Below are 16187 nucleotides of genomic sequence, written 5' to 3' on the forward strand. Positions count from 1 at the left end.
GGTGAAAACCACCTGATCACATCGATAGTGCAGTGTCTTGGAGATGGACATCTTTTTTTGTCGGGACTGCCAGTTTACCTCCATCCCGGACAAGACCAAATTAATGATGCAGGATCAGTGGATAAAAGAGTTGCAGGCACAACTCACAAAGTCTGATGAGATACAGAATACGGTGATACAATTTGTGGCCCGTGAAGCTGAAGCGCTGGATCAGCGATTGAGCGAGAAGATGGACGAGCTGCTGGTGGCCACTTGCAGTGTAGGCGACACATTTAAGGCAATAAACGCACGGTTTGAGACCATAGACAAAATAAATGAAGTGCGGCCGTAGTGACAGATGCCGTATCAGAGGAATCTCCGAGTTTGTATTCTCCTCCAGCCTATACAACAGGGGGCTATTGCGTTTCCGGGCAAGTTCGTCCTTATAAACACCGCAGTGGAACAAGCTATCTCGGGGTTTACATCGCTGTGTGGAAAGGTCAATACGATGAGCAGATTAGCTGGCCAATGAGAAAGATGATAAGGCTGTCTGTTATCAATCAATATAACCCTTCCGAAAATGTAGGATTTACGTTTCCCACTGATGACAAGCCAGGCTTCCAACGTCCTACAACTCTGATAAATTCCAGAAGTGGCTTTCCTAAATTCTTTATGTTGAAACCCCTGAATGATTCTGAATTTGTGAAAAACGACACTCTTCATATAGAGATTAAGCTGGAAGATCCCGCGCCCGGCTCCTTTGGTGTAGCCGAAAAGCATTAAATCACTAAATGCAACTATACGCAGAATCACCTGTCGGGTATGGTGTACTTCAGGTTGAGAGAGCGGACAGCACTCCCGGTGCATGCAGCCGCTGTGTAAATAACAAGCCTAAATCCATCAGCTGGCCACCGAACCGGTGTTTTTTTTCAGGAGTAACTCAATGAAAGTTTATTACGATAAAGACTGTGACCTCTCCATAATCCGCAGCAAGAAAGTCTCTATCATTGGCTATGGCTCTCAGGGGCATGCCCATGCCAATAACCTGAAAGACTCTGGTGTTGAAGTAACGGTTGGCCTGCGTAAGGGCTCCTCTTCCTGGGCCAAGGCAGAAGCTGCCGGCCTTTACGTGGCCGAAGTGCCCCAGGCGGTTGCCCAGGCTGATGTAGTGATGATTCTGACGCCGGACGAGTTCCAGTCCCAGCTTTACCGAGAGGTGATTGAACCGAACCTGAAGCAGGGAGCGACCTTGGCCTTCGCCCATGGTTTTGCCATCCACTACAACCAGGTAGTACCTCGTGCAGATCTTGATGTCATCATGATTGCCCCCAAGGCTCCGGGCCATACGGTGCGCTCAGAGTTTGTTAAAGGCGGCGGTATTCCGGATCTGATTGCTATTTTCCAGGACGCTTCTGGCCAGGCCAAGGATGTGGCTCTCTCCTACGCTTCCGGTGTGGGTGGTGGTCGTACCGGTATTATCGAAACGACGTTCAAAGATGAAACGGAAACTGACCTCTTTGGTGAGCAGGCTGTGCTTTGTGGTGGTGCTGTTGAGCTGGTCAAGGCCGGTTTTGAAACCCTGACAGAAGCGGGCTATGCTCCGGAAATGGCGTACTTTGAGTGCCTCCATGAACTCAAGCTGATTGTTGACCTGATGTACGAAGGCGGTATTGCCAATATGAACTACTCCATCTCCAACAATGCGGAGTATGGTGAGTATGTGACCGGCCCACGGGTGATCAACGACGAGTCCCGCAAGGCGATGCGTGAAGCGCTCAAAGATATTCAGAACGGTGAGTATGCCAAGAAGTTTATCTCCGAAGGTGCTCTGAATTATCCATCCATGACCGCCTATCGTCGCAACAATGCGGCTCACCCGATTGAGAAAGTGGGTGCCCAGCTGCGTGGAATGATGCCCTGGATTACTGCGAACAAGCTGGTTGATAAAGAGAAAAACTAAATTCTGGTTGAGAGTTCAGAGTTTTCACTTGAAAAAACAGGATATTTTGCAAGAAGTATCCTGTTTTTTTGGGAGTCACACTCTTGAATATAAAGAGGAGAAAATCAGGGCTGCTTGAGTGCTTGAATAAACTGCCGTGACTGGTCAATGGACACCTGCATATCACTGATCAGGCGGTCAATATCGGCCTTAATGGTATTGAACTCACCTTTCAATGCGCTGATGGCCCGGGCATTCAGGTTGTGCTTCAGATAAAGCACCTGGTCCTGAAAAGCATCCAGTACTGGCTGCATCCGTTGTTCAGATTTTTCCAGACTGACCATCATACGCTGATACTGACGGCGGGTGTCTTTCAACTTCTGGGCACTGGCCCTGCGCAAACTATCGCTCGTGTAAAGGTTGAGTTCATCTTCCCACTCGTCAAACAGTGCCTCGGAAACACTCTGAACGCTGGCAATGCGGTCTCTTACTTTCTCGGCGGCGGCCAGGCTGTCTTCGTATTCTGAGTTCAGGTCTTTGTACGCCGCTTCAAGGTCACCACCATCAAAGTTGATGACACTCTGGAACTGCTCCAGTGCACTTTGGAATTGCTCCTGTGCCTGCTCCTGTGCAACCTGGGTATCTTCAATGCGATCAACCATCAGATCGCGTTTATGGATGCCCACTTTTTCCATGGCGCTGTAATAGGTGCTCTGGCAGCCGGCGACCATCAGTGAAATAGTCAGAGCTCCGGCAATTTTCAGGCGGTGGGGCTGGAAGCGATGGTTAGACAGCGAAGTTCGTATGTTCATACTCAATCTTTATTTATCAAGGGCTTCGACCAACTCTTGGTTACGTTTGTCTGCCAGTTGGTATTGGCAAACGGCAGTTCACAGTTTTTGTAGCATAAAGCTTAACGGATAGCGAAAGGTGAATGGCTTTTGGGCGTACGCCTGAGGCTAGTTCGGGCATTATGCCGTTTTGGCATCATTTGACCATTTTCGGCATTTCACAACCACCTGCCCTATGAAAAACACTGTTCCCAGAGACCAATTCTGGTGTGGAGCGGAATGATGTTGGGGATTCTTGGTGGAATGGGGCCACTGGCAACCGTGGATTTTATGCACAAGGTGATTGCCCTGAGTCAGGCAGCCACTGATCAGGATCATATCCCGATGCTGGTACATAATGTACCGCAGATACCGGATCGCAGTGCCTGTATCCTTCAGGGTAGAGAAGACCCGTTTCCGGCGCTGCTGGGTGGGCTAAAGAGGCTGGAAAATGCAGGTGCGCAATGTGTGGTTATTCCCTGCAATACCGCTCATTACTGGTTTGATGCTCTGAAGGAGCAAGCTTCAGTCCGGATGATCAGCATTGTGGATGTCGTCTGTTACGAGCTGGCCAGGCGAGGAATTCTGAATGCAGGACTGATGGCAACCAATGCAACGGTTGCTGCCGGGATTTACAAGAAGCGCATTCACACTATGGATGGCCAGTGTCTGGTACCTGATGACCTTGCGCAGCAACAAGTCATGACCGCTATTTATGATATCAAGGCTGGTCGCCTGGAGCAGGGAGCACAGGGCATGGAAGTGGTCTTTGATGCATTGGTCAATGAAGGTGCTGAGGCGGTTATTCTGGGCTGTACTGAAATTCCAATTGGTCTTGCCAATATTGCCAGACAGAAACCTGAACTGTGGGCTAAGTTACCGTTAATGGTTGGAAGCACCAATGTTCAGTAATTCTGCTGATCAACCGGCCAACAGTTAATTTTTTTGCTGCCGTCAGTTCTCGCCTCCAGGCCAGATAATGGGGAAGGTAACGAGTTGCAACCCCTTGGAATACGCCGCCAATCCAGCGTTTTAAATGACTGTGATAAGAATTTACAGTCTGGATGTGGTAGATGCCTTCAACAACATGTTGACCTGCTGATGTCACCAGCTCCTTGAAGACAAATCCAAGCTTGTCAGCAAGTTTTTCGTGAGCGAGGTGTGCATCCGCACAGACCGTGGCCTGTATCGATATGCGGCCATTTAAATGCCTGCACAATTCATTAGCACTTTCGTTTTCTAATACACCGTCAACGGTATTTCGATTACGGTCCCGAGCCACCATTACCGGGACTTTTCGGGCTTTGTTGGGATCATTACCCCGCTTTCGGGTTGGCCGTGGAAGGCCTTCTCTTTGCCCTTTGAAGGATTCACGGAAAAATGTTTCATCAAGCTCAGTAATGCCACAAAGCTCTTCTGCTTGATCATTATTAATCACTTCAAGAAAGCGGTGACGCCAGCGGAACGCAGTTTTCAAGTCAATGGCATTCTCAGCAGCAGCTGGTCGCAAGACCATAGAGTGAGTCATACCTGCGAGGTACTTGTTCCATTTTTCAGGGTGCCTGAGCCTTGCCAAAGGCGTTCCACTAAAGGCGTTAAACGTTGAGTCGCAAGTCTTGCAGTGGTAGCGCTGTCGGCCATTTCGTATGCCCCAGCGACCAACGCTATGGCTTTTGCATTTGGGGCACCTGGGGTTTTCGGCAAATTGGGCAAGTATGCTCTTTTCTACGTCAGGTGTTGCATTATCGTTATTGGGTATAGATTCACTGTAAACAGGTTCAGAGTCAGTGGTTTCTACTACCTCGGTAACCTCTATTTGAGTACTAAGGAGCGAGTTGTTAAGAATGTCTCGCTGTTCACTGGTTAATGTTGAAATGGAATCAATAAAATTCTGGAAGAGTTCAGATTGCATATCACTCCCCTACAACGTAGATTTTATGGGAGTTTAGCTGATTCAACCATTAACGGTAACTTAGCCTGAACTGTGTGTTGATGCGACAGAGCTGCTGGCCAGAGCCTGTGTCGACTGGTTCTACAACGGTCACGACAATCATTATCAGGGCGACTACCAGAAGCAAGCTGCATGACACATGGACAATAGCGCCTGTCCCGGAAGCTGCCTAAACTGATTCAGGTTGCTCTAAGGGAGGTTGCGCCATGTCTGAAATGAAAGATGCCCTGAGTCATAGCCTTTATCATGAGTTTCCAGAGCATCATGAGCAAATCAACAGATTGAAACAAACGGATAGCGCCTTTGCTGAAAAGGCAAACGAATATCACAAGCTGGATCATCAGGTGCGTGGGCTTGAGGACAGTGATGTACCCGTGACCGATGACGTTTATGACGATTTGAAACAGCGTCGGGCCAGGCTAAAAGATGAGCTTTATCAGATGCTGACGGCAAATCAATCCCCTTAAATGCGTGTTGAAACGGAGAGTGAAAAAGAAAGCACCTTTTCCGGTGCTTTCTTTTTCACTCCGGTGAGAGACGGGAAGCGATATATTTTCCCTCCTTTCTACGACTGTGGCAGACTCAGTGGGTATTGAAAAAGTCCTGTAGCGATAGTCGGTGATGCTCACTTTACCGCATTCTCTCTCTCCGCCCTGAGCCAGCCTGAGGTTGTTGTCAGCCATGTGATTTCCTGTGGACAGTTATGCATGTGGTCAATTACGGGTTAAGGGTGCATTTGAATGGTCCTGTGAATGAATCTGGAAACCAAATGGCTGGAAGATTTTCTGGCGTTAGCGGAGCTGCGCAACTTCTCCCGGGCTGCGCAGTTCAGGAATGTTACGCAACCGGCATTCAGTCGTCGTATACGCAGCCTTGAACATTCCCTTGGTGTCGAGCTGATTGATCGGGCTACAACACCGCTGGCACTGACCCCGGAAGGGCGACTGTTCCATACCACCGCCCGGAATCTGCTTCGACAGATGGAAGATGGCCTGCATCAGCTGAAAGGCCAGAACGGCGTTGGGCCACAACCATTGGATTTTGCGGCAGCTCACTCTCTTTCCGTCACGTTGTTGCCGGAACTGATACAGACCATGAGCAATGATGGCCATGTTCTGAGAAGTCGGGTGGAGAGTATTGATGTCGACCTGGCCGTTGAAGGGCTTCAGGAAGGGCGGTGTGATTTTCTCCTGGCTTTTGATATTGAAGCCCTGATGCAGCCTCCTTTTCTATCTCTTTCCCTAGGAGGCTGTCCGAGAACTAGCTAGTTCTCGTCCAAAAACGCATCAGGCAATCATAATTAGATTGTACGTGCGTTTTGATATTTCCTGAAATTCCAGAGAGCCGCAAAAACTCTTCCCTTTTTTTCTCTAATCTGGGACGGATATTGGAGAAAAACGCGAAAAGCAGGCAGAAAACATCCTCCCACCATGCTGGAAAGGTACTTTCATGTAGCGTGGAGGTGGCTATCAGGATGGTGCCGGGTGTCTGGCCAGAATCACCAGGTTGTAACAGACCACCGATAACCAGCAATGAGAATCAAAACGCTCAGAACCCTTGCAGTGGCAACGTGATAGCCCAAAACATCTCTTTAGCCACGAAATTCCCGCTTCAATACCTGCCCGGAAGCGAAAGAGCGTTTTATACACATACTGACTTTTAGTCATCTCTTCGACTTCAAGTCCGCGCTTCTTATTAAAAGCTACATCGCTGATTCCCATGGCCTTGGCTTTTTCCAAATTAGCGCGACACGCGTATCCGCCGTCACCGCTTGTCTGGCGAGGTACACGACCATAAATTTCTTTTTGTCTTTCCATCATCGGAATGAATTGGTCCGAATCCGCTGGGTTACCTTCCTCAATAACCAGGTCCAGGATCAATCGACTTTTTCCCTGAACCAGGTTCAGTTTATGGCCATACTGTACTTGCCGCCTGTCTTTTACGATGATATCCGTATGGGTTCATACAGGCTAACCACTTTTTCCTGGGCTGGCACCTTTTCACCCTTAAAGACCCTGCGCTCTGTCTGGGAGACTATTGCATCCACCAGGGGTAACAGGTGATCCACATCGGCCTGCCACTTGTCGGCATCATCAGCCAGGAGACACTGCCCCTGCTGACGGGCGTTTGCTAGCGTGACAGTAGCTTCGATAAGTACCTTCCGGGATTTTCGGGTCAACTGCAGCAGTTTTTTATAATGCTGATGCCGCTCTTCTTTGCCAGCGTAGATGCATTTTCTGGCCGCATCTTTTACGGCTCGGTTGTGATGGGTATATTCATAAAGCGGTGTCGCTGTCAGTGTTTGTCCCCGTTCCAGCAGCCGACAAATTTCTTTAACGGAACTGGCTAAAAGATCACTGTCGCAAGGAGGTTTGATATCCGATTCGGTGACTGTGCTGTCAATAGCCACAGTGCGCCCTTTTTCAATACCCTGATCTTTAGCGGTCATTAGCTGACAGTTATTAATCCGTTCCCATGTAGATGCAGTAAGAAGGCTGATGAGCCCATGCAAACTGGAGCGACTGGGGCGCTGGTTTGGTTCGAGGCGACAAAAGTCTCGAAAGAGCATGGAGTCCATCAAAACAAACGACAAGTAGTCATAATCACAATTCAAATACTGTTTCAGGAGTGCCGCACGAAGAACGGATTCTGCTGATAGTCCGTTCCGCCCAGTGTTCTGTTTATCACCAGAACTTAAGTCCTCATAAATCCAGTCATTGAACTGTGGATGGGCGTCAAGCCATTGCGAGATACCGGAAAGCTGGGAGCAGATTTCATGAGGTACGTAATGGAGTTCCATACTACACTGCGGGTTGCGTTTTTTGCGCATTTGGAGTCCTCTGTTTTTGGCAATCCCTTATGTTTCTTGCTCTTGGGAAGTTTAGTCGCCAGATAGCAGTAGGGCTCCACTTAATTTTTCAGGATAAAATCTACAGTTTTCAATTGGTTGTGTTTTTGGACGAGAACTAGGTAACTTCTTAGGTAACTTCAGGAGACGCCATTTTTGACTTTCAGCTGCCATCAGTCAATACAAAGACAGGTTTTGCTTCAATGAGTACGATTTTTTTCACAGTAGGGCGATAATTAACTGATGCAACGTAACTATTCAGCACTGAGCAAAGGCATATTACAGTAATTCCGAACAGCTCTATGAAGTGATTGATATATGTCCATTCCCTGTTTTCTGGCAGACGACAAATAGCTGCGAATCCGTGCAAACATAGAACCACCGTCTGCACTCCTGAAGCAGCCTGAGATTTTCTGCTTTAACTTGGCCATTCGAACATCCCGCTCACTGCCATTGTTATCGAAGGGAATGGTAAAATCTGACATGAAGCGCAGTGTCTCAGCCTTGAACTCAGTGAGTCGTTTGAAGAGATTGTAAGCTTTAGTATTCTTGACTTTCTTGCGCTTAAGCTCCTCTCGTTGCTTCTCCATATAGACGACTTCTTTCATTAGAGCCCGCTGAAGCAACCGGTCATAAATCTTCTCGATTCGTTCACAGACAACACTTGGCATCTGTAGCATACCTATGGTCTTAAAGCCCTTGCAGTAATGCCAGGAAAGCCTCAGTAGCTTCATCAATCGCAACGCCAGTTGATTGCTGTCCCTATCAACAACACCCAAAAGCTCCCTCAGGTGATGGGCATTGCAAAGTACGTGAGTTGCCGCATATGCAAAATAGGATTTCCAATGATCATGAACCAGAACGCCTGCAAATGTTAGCAGTATGCCCATCGTGTCCATGGCCTCACGACCTCGCTTTTCAGACAAGTAGTAGAGCGTCCATTGTTCATCCCGCATAACGTGTAGCCAGTGCAAAGAGCCCTCGGCCCGCATACCCGTTTCATCGGCTCCGGCAACAGACGATTCCCGCAAGGCGTCACGAATAACCTCTTCAGTAGAAGCCAGATTTTCATAGGTTCTGGCCACAAAATTGGCGACAGTGCCTGCACTTACACTCATTTTATAGAGAGTATTAAAATACTCTGACACGCGCTTAAAAGGCAGGAAATGGTATTGGTTAAGATAGACGGCCATAGCCTGTGTGGCTGAGCCATATTGTGCGGCAGCGGTAACACCTTCCGGGAATTCAGCCTGATTCCGACAACCACAAGTGCAGATTTTTACTTCAGCTCTATGGGCCGTTACTTCAAATTCACCCGGTCTCCCTGGTTCAAACACCTGTCGTTCAATATATTTGACCGGCTCACTATCAAGAAGAGACGCCTGACATTTATTGCATTCTTTAACCGGAAGGTACTCAATATAGTCAGGGATATCGACCTGTTTAAGACAAGTGCCCTGATGCCCTTTCTTTCCACCGGCTTTATTACCAGAAGACTGTCTCAGACTTTTAGGATTGGGTTTTTCATCCGATGGATCGGTATCTTTATCTGCGGAAAGGTCGTCAGAATGATCTGGAGAATTACTGTTTTTACAAGGTTTTTGATAACCATCAGACGATGGCGGCTTGCTGCTGTTTTGACTGTTCTTGCCAACCTTTTCTTCCAATTCTCGACATCGCTCTTCCAGACAGGCAACTCTCATCCGCAGCTCTGCATTCTCTTTCAAGAGAATCTCAGCCGACATAGTTGCGGGTAGTTCTGGAATCATGCTGGCGAATATTGTGGAAAAATGGTGCTTAAGAGGATGGTATAAAAATCAGAAAATTCCAGATTTATGTGGGGGTGCTGAACAGTTACGATGCAACAATAAAAGATCAGGAACCAATCAGGAATCAATAACGTGATGCAACGACTGTTTTTTATTGCTCTACTGTTGTCTTCAGCTGCAATAGCAGAGCCTATCTATAAGTGGAAAGACAACAAAGGGGTTGTGCACTTCTCAACGACTCCACCTGAACAGCAAATCAATACTGAGACTATTGCCAAACCTGAACCACAAAGAATCTCAAACGGTGCCAGTCAAATGGCTCAGAATAAAGAAGACGTAGGACTTACGCATTGACAACAGGCTCTAAAATTTGATAATGCCAAAAAACAGATGTCTTCAGGGATGAAAGTGAGAACTACCACTCGACCGACCACTGCACGATGCACTCTTGCAAAATACATTGGCTTTTTGATTAGTGAGCCAAAATCATCAACATGCACAAGACTGGCCGAGGTTACCGACTTTTCTCACGATAGCGCAAACCGCTTTCTTAAGCGTGAAAACTATCAGCCCAAAGATATGTACGATGAAGCAGTCAAAAGTTTAAACCCTATTGGCGGCACCCTGAGCGTTGATGACAGCGTGCTCGACAAACCTTATAGCTACTCCGTGGCACTGGTTGGCCACTTTTGGTCGGGTAAACATCACCGAGTGGTTAAGGGAGTTAACCTCATCACCCTTTATTACACCGACGTATCCGGGCGCCATATGCCGGTGAATTACAGGATATACGACAAATCGGAAGACAAGACAAAAAACGACTACTTCCGTGAAATGTTGATTGAAGTGCTGGTATGGGGGCTGAAGCCAGCGTTCGTTACCGGTGACTCCTGGTACAGCTGCACGACTAACCTGAAGACGATTAAAAACCATCAGACTGGGTTTATGTTTGCCGTTGAGAAAAACAGGACAGTATCACTGGAAAAAGGTAAATGGCAGCAGGTTCAACACCTCGACATCCCCGACAATGGTCTGGATGTATGGCTCAAAAACTTCGGTAAGATCCGGTTGTTCAGGACGATGCTAAAAGACCAGCGTCGCCACTACGTGGTTTACTTGCCAGAGGAAGTCCCTTTTGAACGCAATGACTTCAAGCAGATCCATGACCAGCACTGGCAGATCGAACAGTTTCACAGGGCGATCAAGCAGGTTTGCCATATTGAGCACTTTCAGGTTCGCAGCGAACGACCCGTCAGAAACCATATATTTGCTGCAATTTTAGCTTTTGTTTATCTCCAGAAAATGCAGATAGAGCAGGAGTTTACGAATATTTATCAGCACCAACGGGGGCTGTTTAAAGAGACAATAGGCGCTTTCATTGAGAGTTTTGCAAAGGGGAAGGATCACCTCCTACCAAAATTTATCGGTGTCATCAATGCGTAAGTCCTAAGACGGTGTTTGTCAACATAGTTGTCGCCTCAACTTAAGCGGCTTTGCTTAGTTGATCATCAGCAGGTCTGTCGGGATTCAACCAGACTTCATCAGCCAGATCCCAGTTCCTTGTTGACCTCTTTCCCCAGCGCTCTGGGTGACGTTCTTTGGCTTGTTCATAAACCTTTCTGCGGTTAGCCATAAGCACCTTGGTTTCACCACGATGCCTTTGCCCGGGTGTCAGAAATTTCAGCCCACTGTGCTTGTGCTCTTCGTTGTACCATTGGGCAAAACCATGCACCCAGCTACGTGCTGCTTCAAGATCAGCAAATGGCGTGCGCGGATAACCAGGGCGGTATTTCAGGGTTCTGAATATGGCCTCGGAAAAGGGGTTATCATCACTGACCCGGGGACGACTGAATGAGCTCACGACCCCAAGACGCTGCAGTGTTGACAGCATAGTGCCACCCTTCATGGGACTACCATTATCTGAGTGCAGAACCAGTGGCCACTCCAAGGCTGCAATTCCCTGTTTGATACAGGCTTTAGTGATCATTTCTGATGCATGCTCAGCTGATTCGGTTTCATGAATTTCCCATGTAACAATCATACGACTAAAGATGTCTATCACCAGGTACAGGTAATAAAACTGCCCCCGTATCGGAGAGCGCAGATAGGTAATATCCCAGGACCAGACCTGGTTGGGTCCGGTAGCACACCAGGACGTTGGCTTATACCTGTTTGGCTTGGCAGCACTGCCCCGATGATGCTGTTGCCCTGTTTCCTCCAACACCCGGTAAAATGTCCTTTCAGACCCCATATAGAGACCTTCATCTAACAATGTGGGCACAATCTGGCTGGGCGGAAGGCTTTTGAACCGCTCGCTGTTACAGACGTCAACAATCGCCTGTCGCTCAGCTTCAGAAAACTTGTTAACCGGTTCTGGCCTGTCAGCATTTTTGCGATTATCTGCGCGCACGTCATCACCCTGCATCCAGCGTTGTACAGTTCTTTCTGTAAGACCAAGGGCTTTGCAGGCTTTTGACTGACGAGCCCCATCTTTAACTGCCTGTTTAATCAGGCTAACAGCATTTTGTCGATCCGGGAGAGAGACTAATCGTCCTCTGGCGCCCCCCAGATCTCTTGGGCCTTTTTTGTGAGTACCAGCAAGGCAGCAGTTTCTGCTAACGCCTTGTCCTTGCGATTGAGTTCACGCTCAAGCTTTTTGATGGTTTTCTTATCTTTTTTGTGTTCGTCAGACAGCGCCTTACGCTGTTTTGACTGACTTTCAGGCTGGACAGAAACACTGTTAATAAAGGCAGCCTTCCACTGCTGAATTTGTTCAGCAAACAGACCTTTTTTACGACAGTATTCAGCCATTTCTGCTTCATTTAACGCAGCCGTTTCAATGATTACGGCTAACTTGTTTTCAGTTGTCCATTGATCTGGATTCTTTCCGTCGCCCGGCACAGGCACTCCTTTAGATACTGCTTTCTTTCGCCAAGTGTACAGGGTCACATCAGAGATACCAGTCTCACGTACCAACTGCGAAACTGGCACATTATTGGGTGGCATCATCTTCTGAATGATGGACTCTTTGAACTCTTCTGAATAGCGGGCCATTGATTACTCATAGACCGCCCCCTGTTGAGATTTCTAATTTCAGGAGAGGCGACAACTATGCTGACACAGGGGGAAGATAGTGAAGCAGCTGTCAAAAAACAGGCAATAGAATCCATCGAAGAACCGCGGCCGAAAACAGAAGAAGAACGGGCCTACTGCAATTCACTGAAAGGTAATATAGCCATGTTGAAAAGTAGCCCGCGGCTTCGCATAAAAAACAAAAATGGAGAGTATGAAATTCTCGATGATGCCGGCCGTCAAAAGGAGATGGCCCGAATTAACAAACTTCTTAATGAGTTCTGTCACTAGGAGGCATATACCTTACTTCACAGAGAGCAACCAAATTGCTTATGGACGTATAAACATAGGAAAAAACGTCCGCATCTTTCTATGAAAAGTATCGGCTGGTGGATCAAAAAACCAGCCAACCGATGCTCACCCCCGGCCGAATCCTGCCGATTTTGAATAGTTAATGTGTTGGTGTTGATTGATAACGACCAGTCGTTGCTCGTCCAACCGAGTTTTACCAGCTATCAGCTCACCAACATTGGTCATGGAAGAAAGGCTGCAGGAAAATGATGGCTCTTATTCAACAGTCAGGATTGGTTCGCCTTAAAAGCAGATTTTACAACACAGTCAGGGTTGGCTGGAGAGCAGCAAAGGCAGGCTGGCAAGCGGCCAGAGAAAAGTACTCTCAGCAATATCCTGAGCATGACCAAGCGACTACTATCCATTTAGCTCACCAGAAAGCAGGCAGGACATTTTCCCAATTTCTGAAAAGTCATGATAGCCAATCACTCTTCAGGCCTCTGCCCCCGGCGATGGGACAACATGACCCAATCGAAAGGTACGAAAGAGAGCTTCAGACTGCCCTGAATGCAGAAGAACAGCCCGAAATCCGAAATATTGCCATCTCCGGAACCATTAATAGCGGCAACAGTTCATTTATTAACACATTCATAGAGCGTAACCCACAATTCAAATACGCCCGGATTGCTTTGCCAGCGTTGTCAGAAATCAATGCCAGCATTCCACCAGGCAACCATCAAAATGAGAACCAAGATGAGAACGCAGATGAGAACGAAAATGAGAAGGCATTATTAGGGCAACTTCTGTTCAATATCACAGGTAAAACACCGGATGAAATGAAGGTGGAACAGCCTCAGTCCAGAGGCTGGCAGAGAGTCATTACTGTGCTTATGGCCTTATTAACCAGCTATTCCATTGCAACACTTGGCTATCTCAGCGGCAGCCTGGGTATTGATCAAAGTGCAATCATCAAAGCACTTCATCGACATTTACCTGACCCGATGCTGGCCTTTACGAAGAAGTATGCCCCCTTATTGGCTGAACTCTCAGTACTATTGATTGCAACACTTATGATACTGTACCTATTCTCAGGATTACAAAAACTGAGATCTGGCCAAATAAGCAGGCTACCCAGGCTGGAGAGCAGTACAGGTCGATCCGCTTCCGATAGTTACCTCCATCAAATCACTCATGCCTTTGCCCATAGCGGGCATAATGTTGTCATTGTTGAGAATATGCTAAGCCGCTGCCAACTGGACACACTGCATCGTGTCAATGGATACCTGAATGGCTCAGGTCTCATTCAACAACCAATCTATTTTGTCTATGTTCTGGCGGATGAAATACTGACGGCCAGAGAACGTACCCGCTTTTTTGACCTGATTATTCCCATTACGCCTGCTCTTAATTGTGAAAATGCCGGTTACAGGCTGTACAAGCAGCTGAAAACCATCAAAAGCAGTGGCCGGAATGTCGCTGATCAGATGGATAAAGCGTTGATTTACAATGTGGCACATGCCATTGATGACATGGAATTGATGGCCAATATCGTCAATGAATTTCATATTTACCTTGACCAGTTTTCCCCGGGTCATAAAGCGCTGAATAAAAACAAGCTGTTTTCCATGGTTGTCATTAAGAACCTTTATCCAAAAGAGCATGCAGAATTAACCCATGATATGGGAATATTCTGGAAGGTTTTCAATGAAAATGAGCTGCCGGATAAAACGGTTGCTGAAATGCTGCATCAGGGCGTTAGGGCGAATTCAGTTTCGAGAGAGCTCACGGTAGAGCACTTTCGCCCTGTACTCTACTTAATCATAAATGGGTATTTTGCAGAAGATTACCGGGACTATCTGTTTTATTGCTCTCCAGATACACCTGATGAAAATCAGGTCACTTCATGGCAACCGGTCACGATCCCCCCGCAACACCTTAAGTATCAGGTCAGCACTGTCAGCCAGAAAAATAGCAACTTTGACGGGAACCATGACAATGTAAGCAAGGCGATTATTTCCTCAATTGCGGCCATCACAGATATTCGCCCCATTGTCAGACTGGTCGACAGCCATCCAGAGATATGGGCCTGGCTGAAAAAACATCAGGTGAAATTTGACCGTCTTTCTCTCAGGCATTGTACACAGAGAATGGCTTTCAGGATCATTGAAGACGAAATGTATACGTTGAATTCTCACATGGTGGGATTACTTCTGGCATTTACCACCGAACAACAACCAACGGCATTGGCGCCAATCAGTTACTCTGCCCTATGCTCTTGCGGGCATCACAGGTTGATAGGCCAGATACATGAAAACCTGCATGAGTTTGTGACCAATGTACTTCTTGTCCAGCCTGATCTTAAAGAGGATCAGCGTTACCTTGTTGAGCTTTTGAACGCTCCTGTATTGAAAACGGACGACAAAATGCAGTTACTTAAACAATCAAGGCACAAACTGCCCAGTATCAGGGAAACACTGAATTACAGTTTGTCATTATCCGCCCAATTGTTAGAGGAAAATCTGGTTACTGCTTCATGGGCCGATGTTCTTCATATCTTTCAGTTAAATCAGAAAAATTCTTTAAATCCACTGCTCATCAAGTTTATCTCTATTCCGGAAAATACAGAAACGCTGGCATTGCACGCACTACCTAATAACCCAGATACAGCTAACCTGCTCATGGTTCTTATTCACACCAAAGAAATCCGGGATGCAACGTTAAACCAGCTTCTCTCGGCATTTCCTGCTTTTTATCTTGAGGACCTTAACCTCAAAGATATATCCCCAAGTCGGATTGAGATCATTAGTCAGCATCCCAAGTGCCAGTTTTCATTCGTAAGCCTTGAGTGGCTGGCGAAAAATGAAAATCACGGTAAGCCTGACACCGCCTTTGACTATCTGTTACGTTTCTGGAATGAGTACAAAGCCAGCGCCGTGAATACCACTCAATTAACGGTTAATACCATTGTAAGACTGCTTTCCAGCGACAAAATTAAGGTCAATGATCAGTTATGGCTCTGCAACCTGTTAAACGATGAAAATGAAATTGATGGTCGTATATTGGCTGCAATGCTATCACCCATAACCTCACAGCCAGCTGAACACTTTGCCATGAAAATCGGATTCATCCGGCTTGAGACACTGATGGCAATGGCCACATCACCGGAAAAGATTCGTTTACTGTCGCAACAGGTAAAACACCTATCCTGGCATGAGGTATTAACGCTCCTTTCACGACTGGATATTGAAGGTACCGGTCAACTCATGAAAGAAAACAACCAGTTCTCATTATCCGGTACCTGGGAGAATATTGAATTAATAAAGGCTCTTAAGCAGGCATATCATATAGAGTCTGTTGTGGTGAAAGAGGACCAAAGAATTCGTGCCTGTATAAAACAGTCTTCACCGCAATCCATCAGGTGATACAGTACGCGACTTATTTCGAAACTTTGTGGTATTGGAGATCGAAGCGCCTGTCATCACTCACCAAAATCCGACAACTGAGCATC

17 protein-coding genes are annotated in these 16187 nt (G+C 47.1%); 11 read left to right on the forward strand and 6 right to left on the reverse strand.

The features are described from left to right. Nucleotides 1-43: 43 nt before the first annotated feature. From MJO57_RS30555 to ilvC, 3 genes are all read left to right on the forward strand, one after another. A complete protein-coding gene (locus tag MJO57_RS30555) occupies nucleotides 44-331 on the forward strand; it encodes a hypothetical protein (protein ID WP_252021195.1) in 288 nt (95 codons plus the stop codon). Continuing rightward, nucleotides 331-762: a hypothetical protein gene (locus MJO57_RS30560; protein ID WP_252021196.1), complete on the forward strand. Its 432-nt coding sequence runs from the start codon at nucleotides 331-333 to the stop codon at nucleotides 760-762. Before MJO57_RS30555 ends, MJO57_RS30560 begins: the two co-directional genes overlap by 1 nt. Before the next feature lie 160 nt (nucleotides 763-922). Then, nucleotides 923-1939, forward strand: coding sequence for a ketol-acid reductoisomerase (ilvC, locus tag MJO57_RS30565; RefSeq protein ID WP_252021197.1), 1017 nt, complete (start codon nucleotides 923-925; stop codon nucleotides 1937-1939). A gap of 104 nt (nucleotides 1940-2043) precedes the next feature. Here the strand turns inward: ilvC and MJO57_RS30570 are convergent, their stop codons facing one another. After that, complete coding sequence (locus MJO57_RS30570) at nucleotides 2044-2730, reverse strand: DUF2959 domain-containing protein (protein WP_252021198.1); 687 nt, start codon at nucleotides 2728-2730, stop codon at nucleotides 2044-2046. 258 nt (nucleotides 2731-2988) lie between these two features. Between MJO57_RS30570 and MJO57_RS30575 the strand changes: the two genes are divergently transcribed. Next, a complete protein-coding gene (locus MJO57_RS30575) occupies nucleotides 2989-3660 on the forward strand; it encodes an aspartate/glutamate racemase family protein (RefSeq protein ID WP_252021200.1) in 672 nt (223 codons plus the stop codon). On the opposite strand, the gene MJO57_RS30580 is transcribed toward MJO57_RS30575, so the two are convergent. Beyond that, a complete protein-coding gene (locus MJO57_RS30580; protein ID WP_252017335.1) occupies nucleotides 3620-4660 on the reverse strand; it encodes an IS1595 family transposase in 1041 nt (346 codons plus the stop codon). The two genes, MJO57_RS30575 and MJO57_RS30580, sit on opposite strands and share 41 nt — an antisense overlap. A gap of 245 nt (nucleotides 4661-4905) precedes the next feature. On the opposite strand from MJO57_RS30580, the gene MJO57_RS30585 reads away from it, so the two are divergent. Both MJO57_RS30585 and MJO57_RS30590 read left to right on the forward strand, forming a co-directional pair. Next, a complete protein-coding gene (locus MJO57_RS30585) occupies nucleotides 4906-5166 on the forward strand; it encodes a YdcH family protein (RefSeq protein ID WP_252021201.1) in 261 nt (86 codons plus the stop codon). A gap of 285 nt (nucleotides 5167-5451) precedes the next feature. After that, on the forward strand, nucleotides 5452-5967 hold the full coding sequence (locus MJO57_RS30590; RefSeq protein ID WP_252021169.1) for a LysR family transcriptional regulator: 516 nt from the start codon (nucleotides 5452-5454) through the stop codon (nucleotides 5965-5967). Nucleotides 5968-6168: 201 nt separating this feature from the next. On the opposite strand, the gene MJO57_RS30595 is transcribed toward MJO57_RS30590, so the two are convergent. The 3 genes from MJO57_RS30595 to MJO57_RS30605 all read right to left on the reverse strand — a co-directional run bounded on the left by MJO57_RS30595 (nucleotide 6169) and on the right by MJO57_RS30605 (nucleotide 9316). Continuing rightward, the gene (locus tag MJO57_RS30595) at nucleotides 6169-6648 is read right to left on the reverse strand and encodes a transposase (protein WP_371924932.1); all 480 of its coding nucleotides are present in this window, start codon (nucleotides 6646-6648) and stop codon (nucleotides 6169-6171) included. Then, nucleotides 6639-7529 carry a hypothetical protein gene (locus tag MJO57_RS30600; RefSeq protein WP_252021205.1) on the reverse strand — a complete coding sequence of 297 codons (891 nt, stop codon included), beginning with the start codon at nucleotides 7527-7529 and terminating at the stop codon, nucleotides 6639-6641. Before MJO57_RS30600 ends, MJO57_RS30595 begins: the two co-directional genes overlap by 10 nt. 272 nt (nucleotides 7530-7801) lie before the next feature. Continuing rightward, nucleotides 7802-9316, reverse strand: coding sequence for an IS66 family transposase (locus MJO57_RS30605; protein ID WP_252018143.1), 1515 nt, complete (start codon nucleotides 9314-9316; stop codon nucleotides 7802-7804). On the opposite strand from MJO57_RS30605, the gene MJO57_RS30610 reads away from it, so the two are divergent. Genes MJO57_RS30610 through MJO57_RS30620 form a run of 3 tightly spaced genes read left to right on the forward strand, consistent with a single transcriptional unit; the run spans nucleotide 9315 to nucleotide 10759 of the window. Then, nucleotides 9315-9452 (forward strand): hypothetical protein, encoded by a 138-nt coding sequence (locus MJO57_RS30610; protein WP_252021207.1) that lies wholly within the window; start codon nucleotides 9315-9317, stop codon nucleotides 9450-9452. The two genes, MJO57_RS30605 and MJO57_RS30610, sit on opposite strands and share 2 nt — an antisense overlap. Continuing rightward, complete coding sequence (locus MJO57_RS30615) at nucleotides 9452-9670, forward strand: DUF4124 domain-containing protein (RefSeq protein ID WP_252021209.1); 219 nt, start codon at nucleotides 9452-9454, stop codon at nucleotides 9668-9670. The genes MJO57_RS30610 and MJO57_RS30615 overlap by 1 nt, the downstream gene beginning before the upstream one ends. Nucleotides 9671-9724: 54 nt before the next feature. Then, a complete protein-coding gene (locus tag MJO57_RS30620; RefSeq protein WP_252027146.1) occupies nucleotides 9725-10759 on the forward strand; it encodes a transposase in 1035 nt (344 codons plus the stop codon). A gap of 40 nt (nucleotides 10760-10799) precedes the next feature. Here the strand turns inward: MJO57_RS30620 and MJO57_RS30625 are convergent. Beyond that, a protein-coding gene (locus MJO57_RS30625; RefSeq protein ID WP_252017319.1) for an IS3 family transposase occupies nucleotides 10800-12370 on the reverse strand; the annotation gives its coding sequence in 2 pieces (ribosomal slippage) (nucleotides 10800-11896 and nucleotides 11896-12370; 1572 coding nt in all). Between the two features lie 57 nt (nucleotides 12371-12427). Between MJO57_RS30625 and MJO57_RS30630 the strand changes: the two genes are divergently transcribed. Both MJO57_RS30630 and MJO57_RS30635 read left to right on the forward strand, forming a co-directional pair. After that, nucleotides 12428-12679, forward strand: coding sequence for a hypothetical protein (locus MJO57_RS30630; RefSeq protein WP_252021210.1), 252 nt, complete (start codon nucleotides 12428-12430; stop codon nucleotides 12677-12679). Between the two features lie 512 nt (nucleotides 12680-13191). After that, the gene (locus tag MJO57_RS30635; protein ID WP_371924933.1) at nucleotides 13192-16101 is read left to right on the forward strand and encodes a hypothetical protein; all 2910 of its coding nucleotides are present in this window, start codon (nucleotides 13192-13194) and stop codon (nucleotides 16099-16101) included. Nucleotides 16102-16187 lie beyond the last annotated feature (86 nt).

The sequence above is a fragment of the Endozoicomonas sp. SCSIO W0465 genome, assembly GCF_023716865.1.
Lineage (GTDB): Bacteria > Pseudomonadota > Gammaproteobacteria > Pseudomonadales > Endozoicomonadaceae > Endozoicomonas.

What these genes read in the sequence shown, in the direction of transcription:
- MJO57_RS30615 (WP_252021209.1), top strand. Translation starts at nt 9,452, where the DNA reads ATGCAACGACTGTTTTTTATTGCTCTACTGTTGTCTTCAGCTGCAATA.
- ilvC (WP_252021197.1), top strand. Translation starts at nt 923, where the DNA reads ATGAAAGTTTATTACGATAAAGACTGTGACCTCTCCATAATCCGCAGC.
- MJO57_RS30635 (WP_371924933.1), top strand. Translation starts at nt 13,192, where the DNA reads ATGGGACAACATGACCCAATCGAAAGGTACGAAAGAGAGCTTCAGACT.
- MJO57_RS30610 (WP_252021207.1), top strand. Translation starts at nt 9,315, where the DNA reads ATGCTGGCGAATATTGTGGAAAAATGGTGCTTAAGAGGATGGTATAAA.
- MJO57_RS30600 (WP_252021205.1), bottom strand. Translation starts at nt 7,529, where the DNA reads ATGCGCAAAAAACGCAACCCGCAGTGTAGTATGGAACTCCATTACGTA.
- MJO57_RS30570 (WP_252021198.1), bottom strand. Translation starts at nt 2,730, where the DNA reads ATGAACATACGAACTTCGCTGTCTAACCATCGCTTCCAGCCCCACCGC.
- MJO57_RS30585 (WP_252021201.1), top strand. Translation starts at nt 4,906, where the DNA reads ATGTCTGAAATGAAAGATGCCCTGAGTCATAGCCTTTATCATGAGTTT.
- MJO57_RS30590 (WP_252021169.1), top strand. Translation starts at nt 5,452, where the DNA reads ATGAATCTGGAAACCAAATGGCTGGAAGATTTTCTGGCGTTAGCGGAG.
- MJO57_RS30630 (WP_252021210.1), top strand. Translation starts at nt 12,428, where the DNA reads ATGCTGACACAGGGGGAAGATAGTGAAGCAGCTGTCAAAAAACAGGCA.
- MJO57_RS30555 (WP_252021195.1), top strand. Translation starts at nt 44, where the DNA reads ATGGACATCTTTTTTTGTCGGGACTGCCAGTTTACCTCCATCCCGGAC.
- MJO57_RS30575 (WP_252021200.1), top strand. Translation starts at nt 2,989, where the DNA reads ATGATGTTGGGGATTCTTGGTGGAATGGGGCCACTGGCAACCGTGGAT.
- MJO57_RS30605 (WP_252018143.1), bottom strand. Translation starts at nt 9,316, where the DNA reads ATGATTCCAGAACTACCCGCAACTATGTCGGCTGAGATTCTCTTGAAA.
- MJO57_RS30580 (WP_252017335.1), bottom strand. Translation starts at nt 4,660, where the DNA reads ATGCAATCTGAACTCTTCCAGAATTTTATTGATTCCATTTCAACATTA.